The following is a 23562-nucleotide window of genomic DNA, read 5'->3' on the forward strand; positions in this document are numbered from 1 at the left end:
GAGGAAATAGACAATGACTACAATTAATGCACTGACACCGAATGCAAACTCCTCTGGCGCAAGCACCCAGAACAGCATCAATGCAAACTTTGATCTGTTTATTTCATTGCTGACCACGCAGGTGCAAAACCAGGATCCGTTGGAGCCTCTCGATTCGGCTGAATATACGAATCAGCTGGTTCAATACACGATGGTTGAGCAACAGGTTGCAACTACTGAGAAATTAGAGGAGCAGCTGACTCAGCTCAAAACGCAAAGTGCGAGTCAGTTTGTAAACTATATCGGTAAGGAAGTGACTGCTCAGAGCGCGACTGCGCAGCTCAAGGATGACAAAGCTTCTTGGAATCTTGATGCCGTTTCTGCAGGCAAGGCGACCATCACTGTTAAAAATAGTGAGGGTGCTGAGGTTTATCAGGAAGAGATTGATCTGAAAATAGGTGACAACACTTTTGAATGGGATGGTGTGGCGACAAACGGCACAAAAGCTGGTGATGGCGCCTATTCCATTGATATTATTACTCAGGATGCCAATGGCGAGCCTTTCGCTGTTCAGACCGAAGTGAAAGGGAAAGTGGACGCCGTGGACTTCAGCACTGGCGATATTATTCTGCACATGGGGGATCTTAAAATTCCCGTGGGTGAGGTCACTGGAGTCAATGGAATTCTGTAGTAGTTAATATCCACTAAGATCCCCGGTTATGAATCTTACCAAAACATTGATGGGGGCTTAGCCAAATTTTAAGCGCCTTGTTCTATTCTCATCCTCAGCTTGGTCATGGTTTGTGTGAGAGTAGAATGACCGAACATATACGTTCACGAGTAAAATACGTCATCGGCCCCGATGGGAGCCCTCTGACGATAGCGGATCTTCCTCCTACCTCTACTAAGCGGTGGGTTATCAGGAGAAAAGCTGAAGTGGTTGCGGCTGTGCGTGGAGGCTTGTTGTCTCTGGATGAAGCATGTAACCGGTATACTTTGACGGTTGAAGAGTTTCTGTCTTGGCAGAACTCGATAGACCGACACGGTTTAGCCGGCTTGCGCGCTACACGCGTTCAGGACTATCGCAGCAACTAGTAAGCTTCAGGCAAAAAGGGTGTAATACCCAAACAGGTTTGAGGTTCTGAAAAGGCCGGCTGTCTCAGCCGGCCTTTTTGTATGTGGAAGCCACATTTTGTACAATTTTACAGATTAACCATGATGTCTTAACTGCTTCGGCAAAACTTGCCGAACAGGCCGCACAAGATTCATTCGACTCTTCAAAAGCCTAGTCAAAGGCCTTTCCTGCGATATTCCACAGTGCTTCTTTGTGGGTAGATTTCCCGTTTACCGATTATTAGGGTTTTATTAACCTTTTGTTAACTCTAAGGCGGGCAATTTTTACCTACCAGCAAATCAGGGGCAATTCACACCGATTTCCAAGGTGTTGAGAGTATTGCTGGTACATTTTGAATGAGCGATTTGAACGTACGGGGCGGCAACTGTGAGTGGAATCCTTGACTTCTTGAAAGGACTTGGGCCCGCGCGACTGGCAGCGATGGGGGCGATGGCTGTTACGTTGATCGGTCTGTTCGGTTTCATCATTGTTCGCGCGACAGCACCGCAGATGGTGCCACTCTTCACGGACCTTACTCTTGAAGATGCTGCAGCGATTGTTAGTCAGGTTGAATCTCAAGGTGTTTCTTATGAGTTGGGTGTCAACGGACGTAGTGTTCTTGTCCCTCAGGAGAACGTTCATCGTCTGCGTATGACAATGGCGGAAGCTGGCCTGCCATCCGGCGGTGGTGTTGGTTATGAAATCTTCGACAAGACAGATACGCTCGGTGCAACCAGTTTTGTGCAGAACCTGAACCGCCTCAGAGCTCTTGAAGGGGAACTTTCTAGAACCATTCGCAGCATTGGCCGGATTTCTTCTGCGCGTGTTCATCTGGTGATCCCTGAAAAGCAGTTGTTCCAGCGTGATCGGGAACCGCCAACAGCTTCGATTGCAATTAAGGTGCAGGGTTCTTTGTCTGGTGGGCAGATCCGTGCCATTCAGCATCTTGTTGCGACGGCAGTTGAAGGACTGGAACCTTCCTACGTCTCTATCGTTGATGAGCGCGGCACTTTGCTTGCCAGCGGAACCGGCGATAAAGAAGGGCTTGCTGGTGGCTCTTCGCTGGATGAACGACGTTCGACAATGGAGGCTCGCCTGCGGCAACAGGTTGAAGAGATCCTCAATAACGTCGTTGGAACCGGTCGCGCTCGTGTTCGGGTTGCTGCAGAAATCAACTATAACCGCAAAACTGAGACACAGGAGCTGTATGATCCTGATGGGCAGGTGTTGCGTTCTTCTCAGAGTAAAGAAGAGAATGCATCTTCCACCAATGGTGAGGAGACGGTTTCTGTTGGCAACCAGCTGCCGAATACAGACGCAGCTGGCAGTGCAACCGGGTCCAAGGATGCCTCGAATGTTTCTGAGGAAATCCTGAACTACGAGATTTCCAAGAGTACAGTGACGGAGATCTATGAAGCAGGTGGTCTGGAACGGCTGTCTGTAGCGGTTCTGGTTGATGGTACCTACACAACCAGCGAGGATGGCACGCAGACCTATCAACCGCGCAGTAAAGATGAGCTGGAGCAAATTGCTACTCTGGTTCGAACTGCTGTTGGCTTTAACAAACATCGCGGTGATAATGTTGAAGTGGTCAACATGCGCTTTGTCGAAGCTCCTCTTCAGGACTTTGGTGATAGCGAAGGTGGGCTGTTCGACTTTACACGTGCTGACATCATGAAATTTGCTGAGTTGGGTGTTCTGTTTGTGATCACCATCTTGCTGTTGATCTTCGCAGTCTCTCCGCTGATGAAGCGTATTCTTGCTAAAGAAGAAGAGAGAGCGGCGGCGGCAGAAGGCGGTGTTCAGATGCTGCCAGATGGCACATTGGTCGCTGAGGGCCCTGCGCAAATTGGAGGTGTTGTTGGTGAAATGGAGGAGGTTCCTTCTGAAATGCCAACAGCAGAATGGATTGAAGATGCCAAAATGCAGGCAGCTCTCCATCAAAGCTCAATTCAGCAAATAAGTGAGTTGATTGAAGATTCTCCGAGCGAAGCGGTCAATATCGTTCGCGGTTGGTTGAACGAGGCAGCGTAGGATGAGTGAGGAGATACAGCAGCAGGAATCGACAGCACAAGCCTTATCAGTCTCATCCGGAATAGCTGAACGAGAGCTTGGAGGAGCAGAGCGCGCAGCCGTTCTGCTCTTGGCGCTTGGGCAGGAGTATGGGAAGGCCATTTGGGCTGGGTTGGATGAAATTGAAGTGCGTCAGGTTTCCAGCGCAATGGCGAGCTTGGGTCCTGTTACACCGACCATGCTGGAAGAGTTGTTTGTAGACTTCCTAAAGCGGCTTTCCACTCGTGGCGCGTTGAACGGCAACGTAGACGTTACAGAGCGCCTGCTGAACTCTTTCCTGCCAACTGATCGTGTTGCGATCATTATGGAGGAAATTCGAGGTCCTGCAGGTCGGAACATGTGGGAGAAGCTTTCCAACGTTCCTGAAAACGTTCTGGCAAACTATCTGAAGAATGAGTATCCGCAGACCATTGCAGTGGTTCTTTCCAAAATCCAAAGTGACCATGCGGCTCGCGTTCTTGCGCTGCTGAATGAAGAGCTGGCGCTGGATGTGGTGAACCGCATGTTGCGCATGGAGTCTATTCAGAAGGATATTCTGGAGAAGGTTGAGCAGACATTGCGGGTCGAGTTCATGTCGAACCTGTCTCAGACCAGCCGTCGTGATAGCCACGAGATGATGGCCGACATCTTCAATAATTTCGACAGGCAGACCGAAGGCCGCTTTCTGGCCGCGCTGGAAGAAGATAGCCGTGAGTCTGCAGAGCGTATCCGCAATTTGATGTTCACCTTCGAGGACCTGTTGAAACTAGATTCCGCTGCCTGTCAGACCTTGCTTCGCAATGTTGAGAAGGATCAGCTGGCCATGGCTCTCAAAGGAGCTTCTGAAACTGCTGTTGTGTTCTTTACGGCCAACATGTCATCGCGTGCAGCAAAAATGCTTCAGGAGGACATGGAAGGTATGGGACCAGTTCGATTACACGATGTAGATGAGGCGCAAAGCTCACTTGTACTGAAGGCGAAAGATTTGGCAGCCACTGGTGAAATCAGCATTAACAAGAAGAAAGGAGAGGAAGAGTTTGTTTACTAATCGTTCCTTTTCTTCGCGATCTCCGGAGGCTCGCTGATGGTTACTGTGATGCCTCAAGGTGCTGTGCGGCGACGCTTTTTGTTTGATACTAAATCGATCGATGAGGCTGAGACCGCAGCAACAGTCGAAGACGTCCTTCCGCTGGAGCCTACTATTACAGTTGCTGAGCACAAGCAGCTTTTAAAAGCAGCTGAAGAGGCTGCGTTTGTTCGTGGTGAGATGCAGGCCCGGCAGGCCATTGCCGAGCAACAGAAGCTGAGTGCACAGGAAGAACTGGTGGTGTTGCGGGAGCGACTTGAAGTTGCTCTGGGTGATCTTGAAAGCCAGATCCGCGCTCAAGAGCAGAACCTGGTCTCTATGTGTTTTCTGATTGCGCGCCGTCTTTGTAGTCACCTTATTGCGCGTGAGCCGCTTGCTGAAGTTGTGGCGTTGCTTGCTGAATGTTTGGCTCCTCTGCGCAAGATCCCTCAGATTTTGATTGAGGTGCCGACAGAAGATACGCATGCGCTGGAAGACATGGTTGACGGTCTGGTTTTGAACAGCAGCTTTGAGGGCAAAGTGCATGTTGTGAAGTCAGAGAGCATGTCGCGCGGTGATTGCCGGATTGAATGGCCGGATGGCGGGATTATTCGTGATCGTCGGAAGACGGTTGAGCATATTGAACAAGTCATAAAATCTCATTTCGACGCCCGCGAGCGGGCCAGTCGAGCAGCGTGATTTTAGTTTTTGCCTATGACCGTGCTGGCTATGGCCGGTGCGGGATCAGAAAGGTTTATTATGAGCAGTGATGAACAGGGAATGGTGCTGGACCAACACCAGAGTACCCAGCGCGCTGGTGGCCTGGATGAAGAAGGTGCAGGCGGCATTAAAGCAGCTGAGGATTTGGAAGCTGTTTTTGATGTTCCGGTCCAACTGGCTGCTGTGCTTGGGCATACAAAGATGAAGGTTTCCGACCTTTTGCATTTGGATACCGGGATCGTTATGGAACTCGACCGGAAGGTGGGCGAGGCAATCGACGTTTACGTGAATAACAGGCTGATCGCGCGCGGAGAAGTTGTGCTCGTGGAAGATAAGCTTGGTGTCACCATGACTGAAATCATCAAGGCGGATAAGTGATTGTCATGGGGCGTACTGGAAAGGAACTGACATGCGGCTCTTGATCGTTGGGACCCTTGGCGGTCAGCTGACGACCGCAACCAAGATCGCGATGGAGCGGGGAGCATCTGTTACCCATGCGCCTGGCGTTCCTGAGGCCATGAAAGTCTTGCGTTCTGGTCAGGGTGCGGATCTCCTGATGGTTGATGTCAATGAAGATATTGGTCAGCTGGTGGAACTGACAGAACGCGAGCGTATCCATGTGCCACTCGTTGCGTGCGGGTTGGGAACGGATGCGCGCGCGGCTGTGTCTGCCATTCGGGCTGGAGCAAAGGAATACATTCCGTTGCCTCCTGATCCGGAGCTGATTGCTGCTGTGCTGGCGGCTGTTACGGAAGAGCGCGAAGACCTGATCTATCGCGACGCGGCCATGGCGAGTGTGATCAAGCTGGCAGAGCAGGTGGCTCCATCTGATGCATCGGTTCTGATTACGGGTGAGTCCGGATCCGGTAAGGAAGTGATTTCCCGCTTCCTGCACAGCAAGTCCAGTCGTGCTGATAAGGCGTTTATTTCCATCAACTGCGCTGCAATTCCTGAGCATCTTCTTGAATCCGAGCTTTTCGGCCACGAGAAGGGTGCTTTTACCGGAGCTGTTGCGCGCCGTGTTGGTAAGTTTGAAGAAGCCAATGGCGGCACCTTGATGCTTGACGAGATTTCCGAGATGGATGTTCGTCTGCAAGCCAAGTTGTTGCGGGCTATTCAGGAGCGGGTGATTGACCGTGTTGGAGGCAGTCGTCCGGTACCGGTCGATATTCGCATCATCGCGACGTCCAACCGTGATTTGGCTGAGGAAGTGCGCAATGGTGGCTTCCGCGAGGATTTGCTGTACCGCCTGAACGTGGTGAACCTGAAACTGCCGGCGCTGCGAGAGCGGCCAGCAGATATTCTGGAGCTGGCAAGTCACTTCATTGAAATTTATGCCAAGGCGAATGGTACTAAGGCACTGCCGGTTTCTCAGGAAGGTCGTCAGCTTCTGTTGGCCAACCAATGGAAAGGAAATGTACGCGAGCTGGAAAACACCATGCACCGCGCTGTTCTTCTTTCCTCTGGTAGCGAGATTGATGCAGACGCTATTCGCATGCCGGATGGATCTCCAATTGCCATGGGGGCTGGACAGCAAACGGCTTCGCGCGCGGCCCATGCAGCTGAAGCCGTTTCGCGCGATATGGTCGGGCGTACTGTTGCTGATGTGGAGCGTGATCTCATTTTGGATACGCTGGATCATTGTCTGGGGAACCGTACGCATGCTGCAAAGATCCTTGGCATTTCGATCCGCACGCTTCGCAACAAGTTGAACCTTTACACCAAAGAAGGTGTTGAGGTTCCAGGGCCAGGCGAAGCACGTGCTGGCACTGCAGACGCATAAGAACGGATAGGGCGCGGCGATGTCTGAAGAGACAAATACAAAGGCAGCTCAAGGGGGAGGCGACAACGCTCCTTCTGCTGCTCGCGTGCCCGGACTAGGTGCAGCTGGTGGTTCAGCCTTTTTCCAAGACCTTTGGGGCGCCATAAAGCAAGGCGACCTTGGGCTTGCTGCAGGTGTGATGGTCATCCTCGTGATGCTCATTGTTCCGATGCCTGCGATGCTTCTGGACATGTTTCTCGCGATTTCGATCATCTTTTCCGTGATGATCCTGATGGTGGGGCTGTTCATTCAGAAACCGCTGGAATTTTCCGCATTTCCGACTGTGTTGTTGATTGCGACCATGTTGCGACTGTCGTTGAATATGGCGTCGACGCGACTGATTTTGGCGCACGGGCATGAAGGAGCTGACGCAGCCGGCAATGTGATTGCAGCGTTCGGTAGCTTTGTGATGGGCGGTAATTTCGTGATCGGGATTATCGTCTTTGCAATCCTTGTTATTGTGAACTTCATCGTTATTACAAAGGGTTCTGGCCGTATCGCAGAAGTTTCTGCTCGCTTCACGCTGGATGCAATGCCCGGTAAGCAGATGGCGATTGATGCGGATCTGGGTGCTGGCCTGATTGATGAGGAGACTGCGCGGACCCGTCGTAAAGAGTTGGAATCTGAATCCACCTTCTTCGGCTCCATGGATGGTGCCTCCAAGTTTGTGCGTGGTGATGCGGTTGCCGGTCTGATGATCACGTTCATCAACGTGATTGGTGGTATCGTTATTGGTGTGATGCAGCAGAACCTGACGTTCGCTCAAGCTGCCGAAAACTATACGCTGCTGACGATTGGTGATGGTCTGGTTTCTCAGATCCCCGCGCTGATCGTTTCCACTGCTGCGGGTATTCTTGTTTCTAAAGCGGGTGTTGAGGGTGCGGCCGATAAGGCTCTTGTCCGGCAGTTTACTGGTTACCCAAAAGCGCTTGGCATGTCTGCGTTTGTGATGGTCGTGCTGTCGTTCCTGCCGGGTATGCCGATGTTGCCGTTCCTGGCATTGGCAGGTGCTGCTGGTTATCTGGCGCGGCAGGCAAGTAAGAAGCATGCTCGCGAAAAAGCGGTGGAAGTGGCTGCAAAAGTTGAAGCTGAAGTGCCGGATGAGCCGCAGGAAGCGCCGATTTCCGACAGCTTGAAAATGGATGTGCTGCGGATTGAGCTTGGCTATGCGCTGCTGCCAATCATCAATGGGCGTAATAAGCAGGAAACAGATCAGGTTACCGAGCAGATCAAAGCGCTGCGTCGTCAGATTGCCTCTGATATGGGCGTGATCATGCCGTCAGTGCGTATCCTTGATAACATTCAGCTTGGCGCGAATGATTACATGATCAAGGTGAAGGAAGTGGATGCTGGCGGCGGCTCTCTGTTCCCGAACCAGTTTATGGTGATGGACCCTGCTGGTGGGCAGGTTCGCCTGCCGGGGACGCATACCACAGAGCCAACCTTTGGTTTGCCTGCGACCTGGGTGGAAGCGCAGTATCGCGAAGAAGCCAATCTGCTTGGGTATACGGTGGTTGATCCTGCAACGGTTATTTCTACGCACCTGACGGAGACCATCAAGTCTCATATCTCCGAGCTGCTCACTTACGCAGATGTTCAGGTTCTGTTGAAAAAGCTGGATGAAGAGCAATCCAAGCTGGTGGAAGATATCGTTCCGACCCAGATTTCCATCTCTGGTATTCAGCGTGTGCTGCAGGCTCTGCTGGAAGAGCGCATTTCCATTCGTGATCTGGGAACAATTCTGGAAGGGATTGCGGAGGCGATTGGTTCAACGCGGAACCCGAATGCCATTGCGGAGCATGTTCGTACTCGTCTGGCACGCCAAATCTGCTCTGCCAATCAGGCGCCCGGTGGTTATCTGCCTTTGATCAGCCTGAGCCCTGTATGGGAGTCTGCATTCCTTGAAAGCATTATCGGGGATGGGGATGATCGCCAGCTAGCGATGGCACCTTCCAAGCTGCAGGAGTTCGTTGGTTTGGTTCGTGATGCTTATGATGCGGCGGCCAATCAGGGTGAAGTTCCTGTGCTGTTATGCTCAGCTCAATCGCGGCCATTCGTGCGTTCCATTGTTGAGCGTTTCAGAGCGCATACGTTTGTTATGAGCCAAAACGAAGTTCACCCGCGTGCGCGACTGAAAACAGTGGCAACCATATAGGATCTCAAGTGTTTCGTGAGATTGGAACACTTGCAGCCTTTTCTTCTTCCCGCTACCCAGAGTGCATTGTTTCTTCCTAATTTGAGAGAGTGGTATGGCGCATATTCAACTGGATCTTGATGGATACACAGACCTGCCAGAAGGCAAAGTCGCGACTGTGGTGACGCATCTGGAGATGTTGGAGAAGCCTGCTCTCAAACCGATTGATCGTCCTGACCTTACGCTGGAACGGGCCGGCAAGATCGACATCACCGAATATAGAGCCCTCTTTAAACGTGTGGGTGAGTCGTGGCTTTGGTTTGGCCGTTTGGTGATGAATGACGCTGAACTGGAAGCGACGCTGAGCAAGCCGACCAATGAGTTTTACTGGGCTATGAAGAACGGTGAGCCTGTGGGGATGCTTGAGTTGGATGTTGCCAAGGAAGATGAAGTTACACTGAGCTATTTCGGGCTTGTACCAGACGCTGTTGGCGGTGGTGCTGGCCGCTGGCTGATGAACCATGCGATCAGCAAGGCTTTCTCTCGTCCTGAAGTGAAGCGCTTCTGGTTACACACATGTACTGGGGATAGCCCACAGGCACTGCAATTTTATCTGCGCAGTGGCTTTAAGCCATTCAAGCGGTCCATTGAAGTTGCTGATGATCCGCGTCTGAATGAGATTCTTGATCGATCCTGCGCTCCTCACATTCCTTTTTTGCCATAGGGCAGAGCAGGTTGATGGGCTGGACCTTTCGGTTCGCTTGATAGACACGCATATGCTTGCATTGGTTTTCTCACCTAACCTTGGAGTTGTGCGGCAGAAACCCCTCAGGGTTGGTGTTGGAAAAGTGCCCCAAAACGGGACAGTTAATGAGGTTTCATTAGAGTTTTATCTAGGATGTGTTAGTTTCCTTTTACCATGTACCTTTGATTAATCGTGGAAGATGTGTGAGGGCTGCACGCAAACCGATTGGTTGTACGTAGGTTGGGGGGCGGTTGAAACGGGGTGTGTTCAACCGAATATTCGGGAGCTGCCATGTCAGAACTACATGACAACGTTGTGCCTCATGAAAAGGTGCGGTCGCTGAGAGATAGTATTCGCAAAGTGCGTGTTGCGGAGATGGAACGGACAGACGTTGTTGTGAGCCTTCAGGAGAGCGAGAAAGCACGCCTTGAACTGCTCAGCGAAGAGCTGATTGATGTGTTCAAGGAAGTTCCTGAAGACGACGACCAGTTTGCCTTTCAGATCGTTCCCGGTACCCAGCCTCGCCTATGGATCGACATGACCAGTCATGTGTTAATGGGTCGTGATCGCCATTCTTACCGCTTTGTGAAGGAGACCCGTCTGGGCCGGATGGTGTTGCTTGAGACTGCCGATATCGACGACATGGCGGACTGCATTACCGAATATATTGCCGAGCGGATTATTGAAAAGGAACGTGCGCTGGAAGCAGACTGGATGCTCAATCGCATTCGCCAGCAGGATGTTCCAACTGGTAAGAGGCTGGACCAGCTTAAACAGGAAAATGCAGGCAGAGCTGTTGCGGTCAAACGCAATAAAGCGCGTGACTTCTTTATTCTGATCTGCGGGCTTTTGCTGGGAACTGTTATCGGGGCGGCGGGTCTTGTGGCGCTGGCTTTATATGCGAACCCTTTTGCGGGCTAAGCGCTGTCTTTGTGAGAGGCATCAGTATGCCTCTCTGTCTTTTAATCTGAAAACGAGCCCCACGTTTTAGGCTCAGGATTTACGCTGCTTGCCTTAAGCTGGGTATGGACAGATCATGCTGTGCGATGTGATGCACGCCTTCTTCTGCTGTTGTAAAACCGCGTTCTTCCATAATGCATGACCAACCGTCGCCATCTTTTTCAATGGTAAAGAGATTATAGCGAGCAGGTGGCTTATGGCCACTCAGGCCATTTGATGCGGATGGAACGCAAATCACAGGCACCGGACCTTCCGGCCCGTTGATTTCCATACGGGTCGCCCGATGGGTGTGGCCATGCAGAACCAACTCCGCGCCATGTTCTGCGATGATGTTGCGGAAACGGCTGGAGCCTACCAGACGCTTGTACCACGCTGTCGCGTTGCGCACAGGTGGGTGATGCAGCATGACAACGCGGAAATCACCGCGCTCTTTTGCACGTCGCAACTGGTCAGCCAGCTCGCGCAGCTGGTTGCTGCTGATGTGGCCTGTGGCCATGAAAGGGCCCGTTGCTTTGGCAGTGGAGAGGCCAACAATCGTGACGTTGCCTCGTCTGCGGGCAAATGGGAAGTGCGGATCAGTTCCCAGAGGCGGTGTCAGCCCCAAGCCCGGATCGCTTTGCATGTATGGACGCCAAGCGCCGTAGGCTTGCTTTAAAGCGCCTGGGACATAGGCATCGTGATTGCCTGGTGTCAGGGATAAAGTCTCGGGAGAGCCCACGGTTGCGAGCCAGTCTTTGGCTCCAGCAACCTCTTTGGGCAGAGCAATGTTGACCAGGTCTCCGCAAAGCGCGATATGATCCGGCTGCTGCGCGTGAATATCGCGTATCAGTGCATCAAGATAAGAGTTGGTCATTGCATGGGCGCGGTTGCGCCGCCAATTTATGTAGCCAAGAATGCGCTTCGAGACCAACTGGACTGGCTGAACGTCCGGCAATGGACCCAGATGTGGGTCAGATATGTGTACAAGCTTAAACATAGCCTGCGCATCATCGCTGCATTGCGCCTGAGGTCAAGGAGTTTTCCTTAATTCTGAGAATTACCCTCAAGCGCCTTTAACAGATCGGCAACGCTGACTTCCAATTTGCCTTAAAGGCAAGAAGACGGACGCAAAACAGCAGTGTCGTGGGTGTTTGCAGAGTTGACTGCAGGTGCCCAATGGAAGCGCTTTGTACGACGGAAACGAGCGAGAACTTTAGTAAGCATGACGTGTTACTCCTGCGATCTGGGAAACGCGGATTGGGTGTCTATTATAAGTAGGTGATGGGGCCGCCCTGATTAATTTTTGGGCGTATGCTTATTCTTTGATCTCTTTCTACGCCTATCCTGTGGGTTGTGTAGTGTTAGTTTTTCAAGGGTGGTATGCACTTTTTGCATGAATGATATTTCAGAATATAGTGCTGTTATATCAATGTTTTATATTGATTGTGAGGCCAGACGTGGCAAGCTTAAAGACGCGAATTATCAATATACTGGTGCAATCCGGGGCTCTTTTGAGTCGTGGAATGACGATGGGCGCGCGCGTTGCGGCATTTGATGCTGAAAACCGAGTCCTTCTCGTGCGTCATCAATATCTGCCGGGCTGGTACTTTCCTGGTGGCGGTGTTGATTCCGGGGAGACGATGGCGGAGGCCGCTCGCAGGGAGCTGGCAGAAGAAACGGGGTATGGATGCGGACCAGATGTGGCATTGCTTTCCATGCATCTTAACCGTGGTGGAACAGGCCGGGACCATGTAGGCCTCTTTAAGGTGAGCTTGACTGAGCAAGATCAGAACTGGAAAAGACCGGCTCTGGAAATCTCAGATCTACAACTATTTGCGTTGGATGCTTTGCCTGATGATGTGAGCCCGGCGACGCTGCGTCGTCTGCAGGAAATTGCGGGTGAAGCTGAGCCTGATCCCTATTGGTAGTTGTTTTTCAAGGGCCTACGTGCCGGTGGCCTACAACTAACGAATACGCATCTGCACTTAGTTTTGTGCTTTACGACAGAAAATTTGCGTGTTAGTTAGTCAGATGAAATTATATTTCGTGTGCGCTGGCATGCGATGAACCGAGAAATTGGGGTACGGGCCTTATGGCTATTTGCTGGGAACAGCGACGACGAATGAACGCGCGGGACTTGCTCTCGCGTGGTGCATCGTGCCGTCCTTCTCTCAGTGTGCTCCCAACATCGGTCTAACTGCCCGAGCCACACGGATCGACGGTCTTCCTCCTTCGATTTGTGGTATGTGACATGATAGTTTCAAAATGGCTGGTGCGGCAGGAAACCCCAGCAGATTTCTCCGAGATTGAGCAGATGCAAGCAGAGGCGTTTGGCCCTGCGCGTTTTGAGCGGACAGCGTTCAAGATCCGTGAAGGCGTTCAACAAGCTTCTCAGTTATGTTTTGTTGGAGAACTCAACGGTGAGATTGCCGGGTCTGTGAAACTCACCCCCATCATGATTGGCAATAGTCAGAGCATGTTGCTGGGGCCGTTGACCGTGAAAGCCACTTATAAAGGGCAAGGGCTGGGTCGTCTTCTGCTGACGACAGTTGCGGCTGAGGCCAAAGCGCAGGGCGTTCAATCCATCCTGCTGGTTGGTGATCATCCTTATTATGGGCCTCACGGTTATGAGCAGGTGCCGCATGGCCAGATCACTTTGCCGGGACCTGTTGATCCAGACCGGTTGCTTGTTTTGAAGTTGCAAGGAGGGCAGATGCCGACTGGCACTGTGGTTGGTGGCTATGTGAAGCCTGCGTTGGTTGGCACAAAGCAGAGTGAGAGCCAGCTGGTTGACATGATGCAGGGCTCGCTGGCAATGGCGAGATGAAAGGCTGAGCAGGAGAACTAAATCATCCTGCGGATCATTCTTCCATTTAAGATGTTTTCTATCGTCCTTCGCGATACCAGGTGAAGGACAGCAGCCCTAACAGCAAGGCAAGGCCGAGGAAGCCGATGAGAAGCGGATAGCGGTCTATGCCATTCAAGATGCTGGCGTCGGTTCGTTTGATGCCGATCCAGCCGTTTCCATGATATTGAGCGGATGAACGCTGTGCGATGACGTTGGGCAGGGACAAGGATGCGCCGTCGTCGTCGCCGATCCGCAAAGCTGTACCGCCTGTCTGTTCTGTGATGCCAGAGAGTTTGTCTGCCGTTGAAACCACTTCCAGAAACTCTCTCGGGTTTGGCGGGCCGACATTAATCAGTGCTGTATGTGCACCATCGGTTGCTGAATAAAGGCCGAGTTCTTCCACTTTGACGGAGGCGGTCCAATGTCCTGATGTGTCCTTTATCAGCTCCAGCTGCTCAGTTTTGCCGGAGGGCGTTGTAAGCGTGACCGGATCAACCAGATTTGCAAGGGTTTGTCGCTCTGTCAGCAGATTGGAACCGCGTAAAGACAAGCGCAGGGCTTCCTCTTCCAGATCAGGTTCCTTCATGAGCCAATGAGCCAGCCTGCGCAGAAGCGGGACGTGTGGGCCGCCACCCTCATAGCCTCTTGCCCAGAGCCAGACATGATCAGACAGCAGGGCGGCAACGCGGCCTTTGCCGACGCGGCTAAGAACCAGTAGGGGCTTATCGCCCAGCGCAGTCATGATGGGTTGGCCTTCTTGCACATTTGCACCGACGAGGCGGAACCATTTGCTCCATTGGGGCGGACTTTCACCTGCACCGGGCAGATCGCGAGTTACTGGATGGCGCAGGCCGAGTTCTGAGACGTTGGCAAAGAAGGGTTCTTCAAAGACTTCACCAGTTGGTGCGGCTGGTAGCACGCGGCCCAGCGGGGTTCGGAAGATGCTGTTGACTTCTGCGTAGTCAGGACCACCTGCAATGAGGACTGCGCCGCCGTCACTGACGTATCGGGCGATGTTGTCGAAGTAGAGCAGGGGGAGGACGCCGCGGCGTTCGTAGCGGTCGAAGATGATGAGGTCGAATTCGTCGATCTTGACGGAGAACAGCTCACGGGTTGGGAAGGCTATCAGAGACAGCTGGTTGATTGGGGTTCCGTCCTGCTTTTCCGGTGGCCTCAGAATGGTGAAGTGGACGAGATCGACTGAGGCATCTGATTTGAGCAGGTTGCGCCATGTGCGCTCACCTGCATGAGGAGAGCCGGACACCAGCAGGACGCGGAGATTTTCACGAACGCCATCAATGGTGACGAGGGCGCGGTTGTTCAGTGGTGTCAGCTCGCCATTGAGTGCCTCCACCTCAAACTCGTAGATGTTCTGGCCGCCATGTTCGATCTCAACTGCGATTTCTGCCGGATAGCCTGAAGAGATAAACTGCTTGGACAGGATATCGCCGTTGCGGCGGACTATGATTTCAGCGCGATTGCCGAAGGGCTGCGGAGTGCCTTCCTCAATCAATTCCAGCTGGACGACCTGTGTTGAGCCAACCAGACCAAAGCGCGGGGCTTTGGCGACTTTCAAACGGCGATCAAATTCGCCTTCACGGCCTGTGATGAGCGCATGGACCGGAGCTGAGAAGCCGAGCTTTTCTGCAGTGGCTGGTACATCATGTATCTGACCATCGGTGATCACGATGGCTCCGGCTATTCTCTCTGGCGGGACATCAGCCAGTTCATTGGAGATTGCGGTGAAGGCGCGGGTGCCATCACCGCTTTCCATGGAAGTATCATTGAGAGAGACCTGCCGCAGATCAATGCCGTCAAGGGCTTTAAGTTGATTGACGATACCCTCTCGCGCTGCCTCAGTCAGCTCTGCACGGTTTTCCAGTTGCTGGCTTTGGCTGTTGTCTGAGACGACAACAACGGTACTTGGGAGGTACTCCCGATCTTCTCGTAAGACCGCCGGATTGAGCAGGGCCAGAACCAGCAGAGCCAAGGCGGCGGAACGGATCAGGGCGCCGCGCATACCGACGAAGAGGAGGTAGGCACAGACCAGAGCTATGATCACTCCAAGCGCGATTATTGCCGGAAGGGGCAAAAGCGGGTCGATGGAAAGAGACCATGTCATGTGTGTAGCTGTGCTCCGCGTCTTGTTTGCTGGCTTATTATTGGCCGATACGTTCCAGCAGCGCAGGGATGTGAACCTGATCTGCCTTGTAGTTGCCTGTCATGGTGTACATGAGGATGTTGATGCCCACCCGCGCCGCCATCTCGCGCTGGTTGCCATCAGCAGGAATGGTTGGGTAAAGGTAGTTTCCTTGCGTATCAATGGCCCATGCTGCAGCGAAATCGTTGCCGCTGATCATGATGGGGGACACGCCATCCCCTGCGCGGACTGGGCGGCTGCCATCTGAGGTGGTCGCGCTGGCTTGTACCCACATGGGGCTTTGATTGTAGCGGCCGGGGAAATTATCCAGAATGTAGAAGGTTTTGGTCAGCACGTGGTCTTGCGGAACAGGTTCCAGACTAGGAATGTCCAATCCGCGCAAGAGTTGCTGAAGCTTCAGTTTGTTCGGGGAGTTTGAGCCTGTTCCAAACGCATCTCTGGTGTCGAACAGGATTGTGCCGCCGTTGCGCATGTAGGCACTGATCCGCGACATAGCCTCAGGGTTTGGCATCTGCATGCCTGCATCAATGGGCCAATAGATAATTGGGAAGAAGGCCAGCTCGTGGCTTTGCAGATCCAGCCCTACCGGAGCTTCAGGCTCCAATGCTGTTCTGTCGGTTAGTAATCTGGTGAGGCCGAACAGTCCGGCTCGGCTGATTTCGTCCACCTCCGGCACGCCTGTCATTACATAGGCGAGGCGGGTGTCTAATGAAGCGTCGAGGGCGAACTGTTCTGCGTTGTCTTGTGCCTGCGTTTTATCAGCACCTGTCAGGCTCAGGCTGGAGGCGATGAGCAAGAGAATAGCGGCCTGTGTGAACTGGCTGCGGCGTAGTTTACCAGAGAGCCAGAGCAGGGCGAGCGTATCCAGCAAAGCCAGTAGGATTGCGATAGAGAAGAACCAGCCACGAAGGTCCAGCGGTTTTTCTGAGGGGTAGTCGAGTATCTTTGCCATGGACAGTGGTTTGAGGTCTAACGGGATCAGATTGTCCTCATCTTCCATGAGGTTGAGTGCGCGTGCTGCATCGTCGGTCCCGTAGAGACCTGGGGGGGTATCTCGGCCTGGATGGGTGGTTGCAAAATCGCGCTCCAGAATAGGTTTGTGACTGGCAGAAGGCGGTGTGAGTTTGCCATAGCCATCCAGCATTTTGAGCAGAGGCAGGGCGGAGGCTGATGTTGTGCCGTCAGCTTCATCATCCGGATTGAAGACTGCCGTTGAGGAGATGCTTGTGATGGCCCGCAGCATATCCACAAACCCACCGGAAAGAGGCAGGTTGGACCACTTGGTATCAGGGGTGACATGGAACAGGACAATGGTTCCGTTGCCATGTTTCTTGGCTGTGACGAGAGGCGTACCGTCTTCCAGTGAGGCCCATGTTCTGTCAGGCAGGTCTGCGGTTGGTTCTGCAAGCACCTGACGGTTTACGGTGACGTCCTTAGGAAGAACGATAGAACGGAACGGGCTATTCTCTGAAAAAGACTTGAGTGCCTGTGGCTCCTTCCAGGAGAGAGAGCCACCCAATTTACGGTCACCCAAACGGAGAGCAACAGGGATGAGCGAGTCTTGTTTTTCCGGGAGTTGCGGGCCTGCGAAGCGTATCAGTGTGCCGCCTTTGGAGACCCAGCTGGCAATGTCAGCTTCTGTGGTCTTTGGCAGTGTGCCGACTTCCGCGAGGACGAGGACTGAGATGCCTTTGTCAAAGTAGTCGGAGATGGCTGTGGTGATATCTGTGCTTTTTGCTGGCGGAAGGTCTGCAAAAGGGGCTAGTGCACGTTCCAGATAGTAAAGCGGTGAAAGCAGAGGCTGGGAGCGGTCGGCGAAACCGCCTGCGAACAGGCCGACTTTTCGGCGGCGCCATTGTTCATCCACGAGCACCGTGCTGCCAGCGCTGGACTTACCAAGAATTGCGAGTTTGGTGATGTCGTTGCGCAGCTCTGACGGCAGCTCCAATGAAATTTCGGCGGCGCTTTGGCCTGCTTTCATCTCGATGGTTTGTTCTGCAATAGCGCGTTGCTTGCGATCGAAGGCGCGGACTGTCAATGTTTCTGCCAGTGGTGCTGGGTGGCGGAGGACTGTGGTTGTCATGGCGCCGGCGCTGTTTTGCAATTGTTTGAGTGCGTAGACCGGGGTGTCGGAGCGGTAGATAAGGAAAGAGCTTTCGCGCACGTCTGACGCTCTGGCAATGCTGGCCAATCCCCTTGCAAAGCTTGTGGTGGATGGTTCCTCAAGCGGTGATGAAAACCAGAGGATTGCACCGGGCGCGTTTTGCTCTGCTTGCTTTTGCAGGGCAGGGATGAGTTCTGACCGGGCAGCTTGCCAGCCTTGAGGTGTCAGTGCGCGAAGCTGGTCGGCAACCTCCTGCGCACTGGACAAACGCAAGGGCTGGGCAGGGCCATCTGCTGTTGTCACCAGCATGACGGTTCTGTTGTTCTGCGCTGCGCCGTCTACCATGAGTTCCGCCATACGGATTTGGCGGTCCCAATCTGCTGAGGCATCCCATCCATTGTCGACGATGATCCAGAGTGGGCCTGTTTTGGGCTCTGCGATATCCAGAGGTTTCCAGACGGGGCCAGCCATAGCGATGATCAGGACCGCAGCCAGCATAAGGCGCAGCAGGATCAGCCACCATGGGGTGTGTTGTGGGGTTTCCTCTTTGTTGCGAAGAGACAGCAGGAGGCGCAGAGGTGGGAACTTAACGTGGGCAGGTTGAGGTGGTGTGGTGCGGAGCAGCCACCATAGAACGGGAAGAGCTGCGAGTGCGGTGAGAACCCACGGTGCTGCAAACCCAATTGGGAGAAGAGAGCCGATCATCGCAGGTCTCCCCTCATTTTGTGCTGTGGGGCGTCAGCCAGACGGGAATGGAGCAGCATCAAGGGTTCGACCGCTGGGCGGTCTGTGTGGTGCAGGGTATAGCTCCAGCCGAACTTGCGGGCGAGAGAGCTGATCTGATCCTTATGCGCGGCCAGACGATGCAGGTATTCCTGTTGCCAGGTTTGTGCGCGGCCTGCTTTGAGCTGCTCTCCGTTTTCCGGGTCTTCGAATTGGGTTGGGCCTGTGAAGGGGAATGTCTCTTCAATCGGGTCCAGAAGCTGGATGAGGTGGCCTTTAGCGCCTGTGCCGGCGATGTTGGCCATCCACGCTTCCAGCTTTTCCGGTGGGTCGAGCAGGTCTGAGAAGAGTACAATCTCAGAAAAACGGCGGATTCCTTCAGGGTTGGGTAGCGTTGCCTCAGGGTTCTCGTGCACCAGAGTTTCTGCGATGGTTTGCATTGAATTTCTACTGGCCAGTGGCCTTGTCAGGCCAGCCAGACCGACGCGTTCGCCAGCTTCATTCAGGGCATAAGTCAGAGCCAGCATGAGCAGCAAGGCGCGGTCGCGTTTGGAGGCGGTGGCTTGTCTGCTTTGGAAGCGCATGGAAGCGGAGAGGTCTGCCCAGACCCAAATGGTTTGGGCTGCTTCCCATTCGCGCTCACGTACATACAGATTGTCGTCGCGGGCGGAGCGGCGCCAGTCAACTTGCTGGGCGGCTTCCCCAGAAAGGAAAGGGCGGAACTGCCAGAAGGTTTCGCCGGGGCCTGCTCGGCGGCGACCATGCCAGCCAGAGGTGACATTGGATGCAATGCGTCTTGCCTCAACCAGCAGCTCTGGCAGGGTATCAGCAAGGGATTGCGCTTCGCCCGTTAAGCCGAAGATGTTTTCCTGTCTGTCTTGAGGAGCGGTCCTCGAAGATAACATATGCGATCCTGTCGGCTTGTTGTTAGGCGATGCGTTCTTTTATGTCTTTGAGCAGTTGTGGAATGGTTTTTCCGTCGGCTCTGGCGGCAAAGGTGAGTGCCATGCGGTGTTGCAGCACAGGTTCTGCCAGTGCCATGACATCATCAACGCTTGGAGACAGGCGCCCGTCCGCTAAAGCGCGGGCGCGAACAGTCAACATGAGTGCCTGACTGGCGCGCGGACCAGGACCCCATGCGATATAGGGCGTGAGGTCTTCAAAGCCATCGGCCTCGCCAGGGCGGGCTGCTCTGACCAGTTTCAGGATGGCGTCCATGACGGTTTCGCCGACCGGAATGTGACGCACGAGTTGTTGCATCTCACGCAGCTCTTCAAGTTGCAGCACCTGTTTGGATTTGGCTTCCGTTGCACCTGTGGTTTCGAGCAGAATGCGGCGCTCTGCATCCATGTCCGGATAATGGACATCAATCTGCATGAGGAAGCGGTCGAGCTGGGCTTCCGGCAGAGGGTAAGTACCTTCCTGTTCAAGCGGGTTCTGAGTGGCCAGTACGTGGAAGGGGGCAGGCAGGTCGTGGTGATGGCCTGCGATTGTGACGTGGTATTCCTGCATGGATTGCAGGAGAGCGGATTGGGTTCGCGGGCTGGCGCGGTTGATCTCGTCTGCCATTAGTAGCTGGGCGAAGACCGGGCCGGGAATGAAACGGAAGGAGCGTTTGCCATCCGGGGCTTCCTCCATCACTTCAGAACCCAAAATGTCTGAGGGCATCAGGTCTGGTGTGAACTGGATACGGCTGGAATCGAGACCAAACACCGTGCCCAGAGTTTCCACCAGTTTGGTTTTTGCAAGACCGGGAACACCAACAAGCAGGCCGTGCCCGCCGGAGAGAATCGTCACCAATGTGCGTTCAACGACGCTTTCCTGACCAAATATGGAACGGGCGATTTCCTCTTTTGCCTGTCGGATTTTCTCACAAGCCGCCTCTGTGCGTGCGACTATATCCTCTGGTTTGGGGGGCATGCCTGTCATATTGGTGTTCATCGCTGCTCTCTTTTCGTCGCGCGTTGCAACCCTGCCTAGCTCACCTTTGCATCATACTCGGTTTTAAAAAAGGCGATCCCTAGCAAATTTATAGGCCTGTACTTTTCAGCAATAGGCTGACTATGCAGGCAGAAGTGCAATGCAAGGCGCGAAAGCCAGTTTCAAAATGTTTTGATATGATCGGGGTCAGAGCATCCCTGGGTTATAGTTTGGTTTGCTCTACCCTAACGGCATTTCTGTGAACAGATAGTGAGTCTGAGGGCTGAGATTCCGTTTGCCCCTGAGAATTGAGAGCATTGCGCCCTTAATAGAGACCACCAATGACGTCTCTTATTTTGCTGCGTCGATGCTTATCGCAAAGGTATAACTTGGCGCGGGCTTTGAGGGAGGGTAGCGTTAGAGCTTGCGTGACACCATATTACCCCAATAGTGGTGTGTTCCGATGTATTGGTAGAATGACCGTGGTGAGCGAACTAACAGAAAAGAGCATTCCGGAAATCAAGGAGATGCCGAAAGGTCTTCAGGCTTTGATTTCGCGTGCGGGAAAATCCAAAAGCCTGCCTCCTATCCATCTTTGGAACCCGGAGTTTTGCGGAGATCTGGATATGCAGATCAAGCGGGATGGATCCTGGTATTACATGGGCACGCCTATTCAGCGTGAGGCTCTGGTGCACCTGTTTTCGACTGTGTTGAAGCAGGAAGAAGATGGGAAGTACTATCTTGTAACGCCCGTTGAGAAGATTGGCCTAACCGTTGAAGATGCGCCGTTTGTAGGCGTGGAAATGGATATTCACCAGCAGGACGGAGAGCAGGTGATTACGATCCGGACCAATTGCGGTGACGTGGTTGAAGCTGGGCCTGACAATCCTATCCGTTTTGTACAGCAGGAAGAAGATGGCGGGCTGAAGCCTTACATCCTTGTGCGTGACCGATTGGAAGCATTGTTTGCGCGGACACTGGTTCATGAGCTCGCGCCGCATTTGCAAGAGCGTGAAGGCGAGGGTGGACGGGTTGTTGGCATTGAAAGCCATGGTGCATTCTTTGTGGTGGATACGGTCCAGAACCTTGGATTTTAGGAAGAGACATTAGGACGGCGTATTATCTTGTCTGAGTTTACAGCAGAGAATTTCAGATCTCGGGTGATGGACCGGTTGGCCGGTCAAGCCCATGAGCCTGCAGGAGATCACATCCTCAATCCGGATATTCCTGATTATGGTGAGGATCTGGAGCAGGTACGGGATGCTGCTGTTCTGATCGGTATTGTTGACCGGGGGACAGAGGCGTCCATTCTTTTAACCCAGCGTACCGCACACCTGCGTTCTCATGCAGGGCAGATTGCGTTTCCTGGTGGCAAAATTGATGAGGATGATGACGGGCCTGTGGGTGCAGCCTTGCGAGAGGCGCACGAAGAAGTTGGTCTGGACTCTGACTTAGTAGAGATTTTAGGTGATCTTGGCGATTACTACACGGGCTCTGGGTATCGGGTCGTGCCGGTTCTTGCGACAGTCAAACCTCCGTTGATCCTCTCTCCCAATCCGGCAGAGGTGGATGAAGTATTTGAAGTGCCTTTGTCTTTTCTGATGAACCCTGAGAACCACCAGAAAAAAAGCGGAGAATTCAGAGGCAAAACGCGCTACTATTATGCCATGCCGTTTAAGCAGCGTTACATATGGGGTGTCACCGCTGGCATCCTGCGCGTGCTTTACAATAGGGTTTATGCCTGATGATACGAATGCTCCTGACACATGGGTTGTTGTTCTTTGTTCCTTTTATCGCCTACGCAGTGTGGGTGATGGTGGTACGTAAGGCAAAGAAAGACAAGCGATTTCGCGATGGCCCGATGTTGTGGTTGAGCATCAGCGGAATAGCTCTTGTCATCGCCAGCCTGATGCTGCTTGCAGAAACAAGCCGCGCACCTCTTGGCTCGCAATACAGACCAGCGCAGGTGGTGGATGGTGAGTTCGTTCCAGGTGGATACGAGACTCCTCAAAAATGACCAGATTACAACAGAGCGGCTGGCTGGACAGTGCTGCTGTTCAGCGGGCTTTTGACGTTCTGGAACAAGACGGTGATGTTGCGCGTGCAGTTGGTGGAACTGTGCGCAATTCCCTACTTGGTGAAGTGGTGGATGATGTTGATATCGCCTGCACTGCCTTGCCGGATGTGGTGCTTGCCAGAGCGGAAGCTGCTGGTGTCAAAGCCATCCCAACTGGTGTTGACCATGGAACGGTGACGCTGGTTATTGATCGCCAGCCAATTGAAGTGACCTGTCTGCGTGAGGATATTGAAACGCACGGACGCCATGCGACGGTTAAGTTTGGGCGGAACTGGACGAAAGACGCGCAGCGTCGCGATTTCACAATGAATGCGCTCTACGTGGACCGTCATGGTGAACTGTTTGATCCGCTGGGCGGTCTGGATGACTGCCTCAACCGGCATCTGCGGTTCATTGGAGATGCGCGTGCGCGTATTCGCGAAGATTATCTGCGCGTCCTAAGGTTCTTCCGGTTCTTCGCGACCTACGGGCAAGGGGAGATCAACGCGGATGGTTATGCTGCCTGTATTGAGCTGAAAGATGGCCTTTCTCACCTTTCCAAGGAGCGTATCACCAAGGAAGTTCTGAGAACGCTGTCTGCACCGCGTGCTCTCGATTCTTTGCTTCTGATGGAGCAGGGCGGAATATTGCAGCTCATTTTGGGTGGAGAGGCTGCGAGCTCTCGCTTGGCGCGCCTTTTGGACCTTGAGGATTTGCCTGAGGCAGCTCTCCAGCCAGTGTTACGGCTTGGTGGTGTTGCGGGGCCGAAGGTTGCTGAGCGCCTGCGCCTTTCTAATGCGCAGAAGAAGCAGATTGAGGTTGCTGCTGATATTGCAGAAGCTTTGCGTTTACGCGGGCAGAGCAAGCAGCAGTTGAAAGCGTTGTTGGTTGCTCATGGTACGGATGCTGTTGTTGATGGTGCTTTGACTGCCTGGATGAGCGACATCGTGCAGGGTGAGGCGGAGCTGAAAGAGCTGTTGGCCTTTGCGCAGAACTGGGTGATACCGAACTTTCCGCTGACTGGTAAGATGATGATTGCTGGCGGTATTCCTGCCGGACCTGATATGGGCAAGGCGATGCGGCTGGCACAGCAGATCTGGGCTGATGCGGATTACCAGCAATCTGCCGAGAGTTTGCTGGAGCAGGTGAAAGTGCTGCTGGCTGATGAGGTGAAGTGAT

Annotated in this window: 21 protein-coding genes; 16 read left to right on the forward strand and 5 right to left on the reverse strand. The window is 53.4% G+C overall.

What is annotated here, in order from left to right; translation table 11 throughout:
* Positions 1-13 precede the first annotated feature (13 nt).
* From PsW64_RS07085 to PsW64_RS07130, 10 genes are all read left to right on the forward strand, one after another.
* A complete protein-coding gene (locus PsW64_RS07085) occupies positions 14-670 on the forward strand; it encodes a flagellar hook assembly protein FlgD (RefSeq protein WP_063290066.1) in 657 nt (218 codons plus the stop codon).
* Positions 671-795: 125 nt separating this feature from the next.
* Positions 796-1074, forward strand: coding sequence for a CtrA inhibitor SciP (gene sciP, locus PsW64_RS07090; RefSeq protein ID WP_054784903.1), 279 nt, complete (start codon positions 796-798; stop codon positions 1072-1074).
* A 406-nt stretch (positions 1075-1480) separates the two neighbouring features.
* Positions 1481-3127, forward strand: a complete 1647-nt coding sequence (fliF, locus tag PsW64_RS07095) for a flagellar basal-body MS-ring/collar protein FliF (RefSeq protein WP_082831042.1) — start codon at positions 1481-1483, stop codon at positions 3125-3127.
* Position 3128: 1 nt separating this feature from the next.
* A complete protein-coding gene (locus tag PsW64_RS07100) occupies positions 3129-4193 on the forward strand; it encodes a flagellar motor switch protein FliG (RefSeq protein WP_063303190.1) in 1065 nt (354 codons plus the stop codon).
* A 36-nt stretch (positions 4194-4229) separates the two neighbouring features.
* Positions 4230-4910, forward strand: a complete 681-nt coding sequence (locus tag PsW64_RS07105) for a FliH/SctL family protein (protein ID WP_063303191.1) — start codon at positions 4230-4232, stop codon at positions 4908-4910.
* 60 nt (positions 4911-4970) lie between these two features.
* Positions 4971-5309, forward strand: coding sequence for a flagellar motor switch protein FliN (fliN, locus tag PsW64_RS07110; RefSeq protein WP_152986715.1), 339 nt, complete (start codon positions 4971-4973; stop codon positions 5307-5309).
* 31 nt (positions 5310-5340) lie between these two features.
* A complete protein-coding gene (gene flbD / locus PsW64_RS07115; protein WP_057463629.1) occupies positions 5341-6714 on the forward strand; it encodes a sigma-54-dependent transcriptional regulator FlbD in 1374 nt (457 codons plus the stop codon).
* Positions 6715-6733: 19 nt separating this feature from the next.
* Positions 6734-8908 carry a flagellar biosynthesis protein FlhA gene (gene flhA, locus PsW64_RS07120; RefSeq protein ID WP_063303192.1) on the forward strand — a complete coding sequence of 725 codons (2175 nt, stop codon included), beginning with the start codon at positions 6734-6736 and terminating at the stop codon, positions 8906-8908.
* 94 nt (positions 8909-9002) lie between these two features.
* The gene (locus PsW64_RS07125; protein WP_063303193.1) at positions 9003-9611 is read left to right on the forward strand and encodes a GNAT family N-acetyltransferase; all 609 of its coding nucleotides are present in this window, start codon (positions 9003-9005) and stop codon (positions 9609-9611) included.
* Positions 9612-9923: 312 nt separating this feature from the next.
* Complete coding sequence (locus tag PsW64_RS07130; RefSeq protein ID WP_063298348.1) at positions 9924-10553, forward strand: hypothetical protein; 630 nt, start codon at positions 9924-9926, stop codon at positions 10551-10553.
* Positions 10554-10632: 79 nt separating this feature from the next.
* On the opposite strand, the gene PsW64_RS07135 is transcribed toward PsW64_RS07130, so the two are convergent.
* Positions 10633-11568, reverse strand: a complete 936-nt coding sequence (locus tag PsW64_RS07135) for a metallophosphoesterase family protein (protein WP_082831043.1) — start codon at positions 11566-11568, stop codon at positions 10633-10635.
* Between the two features lie 526 nt (positions 11569-12094).
* On the opposite strand from PsW64_RS07135, the gene PsW64_RS07140 reads away from it, so the two are divergent.
* Entirely contained in the window at positions 12095-12499 is a 405-nt protein-coding gene (locus tag PsW64_RS07140; RefSeq protein WP_063298347.1) for an NUDIX domain-containing protein, read from the forward strand.
* A gap of 323 nt (positions 12500-12822) precedes the next feature.
* Entirely contained in the window at positions 12823-13398 is a 576-nt protein-coding gene (locus PsW64_RS07145; protein ID WP_063303194.1) for a GNAT family N-acetyltransferase, read from the forward strand.
* A gap of 58 nt (positions 13399-13456) precedes the next feature.
* On the opposite strand, the gene PsW64_RS07150 is transcribed toward PsW64_RS07145, so the two are convergent.
* Genes PsW64_RS07150 through PsW64_RS07165 form a run of 4 tightly spaced genes read right to left on the reverse strand, consistent with a single transcriptional unit; the run spans position 13457 to position 20348 of the window.
* Positions 13457-15541 (reverse strand): hypothetical protein, encoded by a 2085-nt coding sequence (locus tag PsW64_RS07150; protein ID WP_063303195.1) that lies wholly within the window; start codon positions 15539-15541, stop codon positions 13457-13459.
* Between the two features lie 37 nt (positions 15542-15578).
* A complete protein-coding gene (locus PsW64_RS07155) occupies positions 15579-18389 on the reverse strand; it encodes a DUF4159 domain-containing protein (protein WP_208980625.1) in 2811 nt (936 codons plus the stop codon).
* Complete coding sequence (locus PsW64_RS07160; protein WP_063303196.1) at positions 18386-19312, reverse strand: DUF58 domain-containing protein; 927 nt, start codon at positions 19310-19312, stop codon at positions 18386-18388. The genes PsW64_RS07155 and PsW64_RS07160 overlap by 4 nt, the downstream gene beginning before the upstream one ends.
* 22 nt (positions 19313-19334) lie before the next feature.
* Positions 19335-20348 (reverse strand): AAA family ATPase, encoded by a 1014-nt coding sequence (locus PsW64_RS07165; RefSeq protein ID WP_063303197.1) that lies wholly within the window; start codon positions 20346-20348, stop codon positions 19335-19337.
* 455 nt (positions 20349-20803) lie between these two features.
* Here PsW64_RS07165 and PsW64_RS07170 point away from each other — a divergent pair, with 455 nt between their 5' ends.
* The 4 genes from PsW64_RS07170 to PsW64_RS07185 are packed head-to-tail and all read left to right on the forward strand — an operon-like array spanning position 20804 to position 23561.
* Positions 20804-21424: a DUF1285 domain-containing protein gene (locus PsW64_RS07170; protein WP_057463621.1), complete on the forward strand. Its 621-nt coding sequence runs from the start codon at positions 20804-20806 to the stop codon at positions 21422-21424.
* Positions 21425-21451: 27 nt separating this feature from the next.
* A complete protein-coding gene (locus tag PsW64_RS07175; protein WP_082831044.1) occupies positions 21452-22072 on the forward strand; it encodes a CoA pyrophosphatase in 621 nt (206 codons plus the stop codon).
* Entirely contained in the window at positions 22072-22344 is a 273-nt protein-coding gene (locus PsW64_RS07180) for a DUF6111 family protein (protein ID WP_208860182.1), read from the forward strand. Before PsW64_RS07175 ends, PsW64_RS07180 begins: the two co-directional genes overlap by 1 nt.
* A complete protein-coding gene (locus PsW64_RS07185; protein ID WP_063303199.1) occupies positions 22341-23561 on the forward strand; it encodes a CCA tRNA nucleotidyltransferase in 1221 nt (406 codons plus the stop codon). The genes PsW64_RS07180 and PsW64_RS07185 overlap by 4 nt, the downstream gene beginning before the upstream one ends.
* Position 23562 lies beyond the last annotated feature (1 nt).

Origin of the sequence: Pseudovibrio sp. W64, from assembly GCF_001623145.1 — a bacterium.
Taxonomy (GTDB): domain Bacteria; phylum Pseudomonadota; class Alphaproteobacteria; order Rhizobiales; family Stappiaceae; genus Pseudovibrio.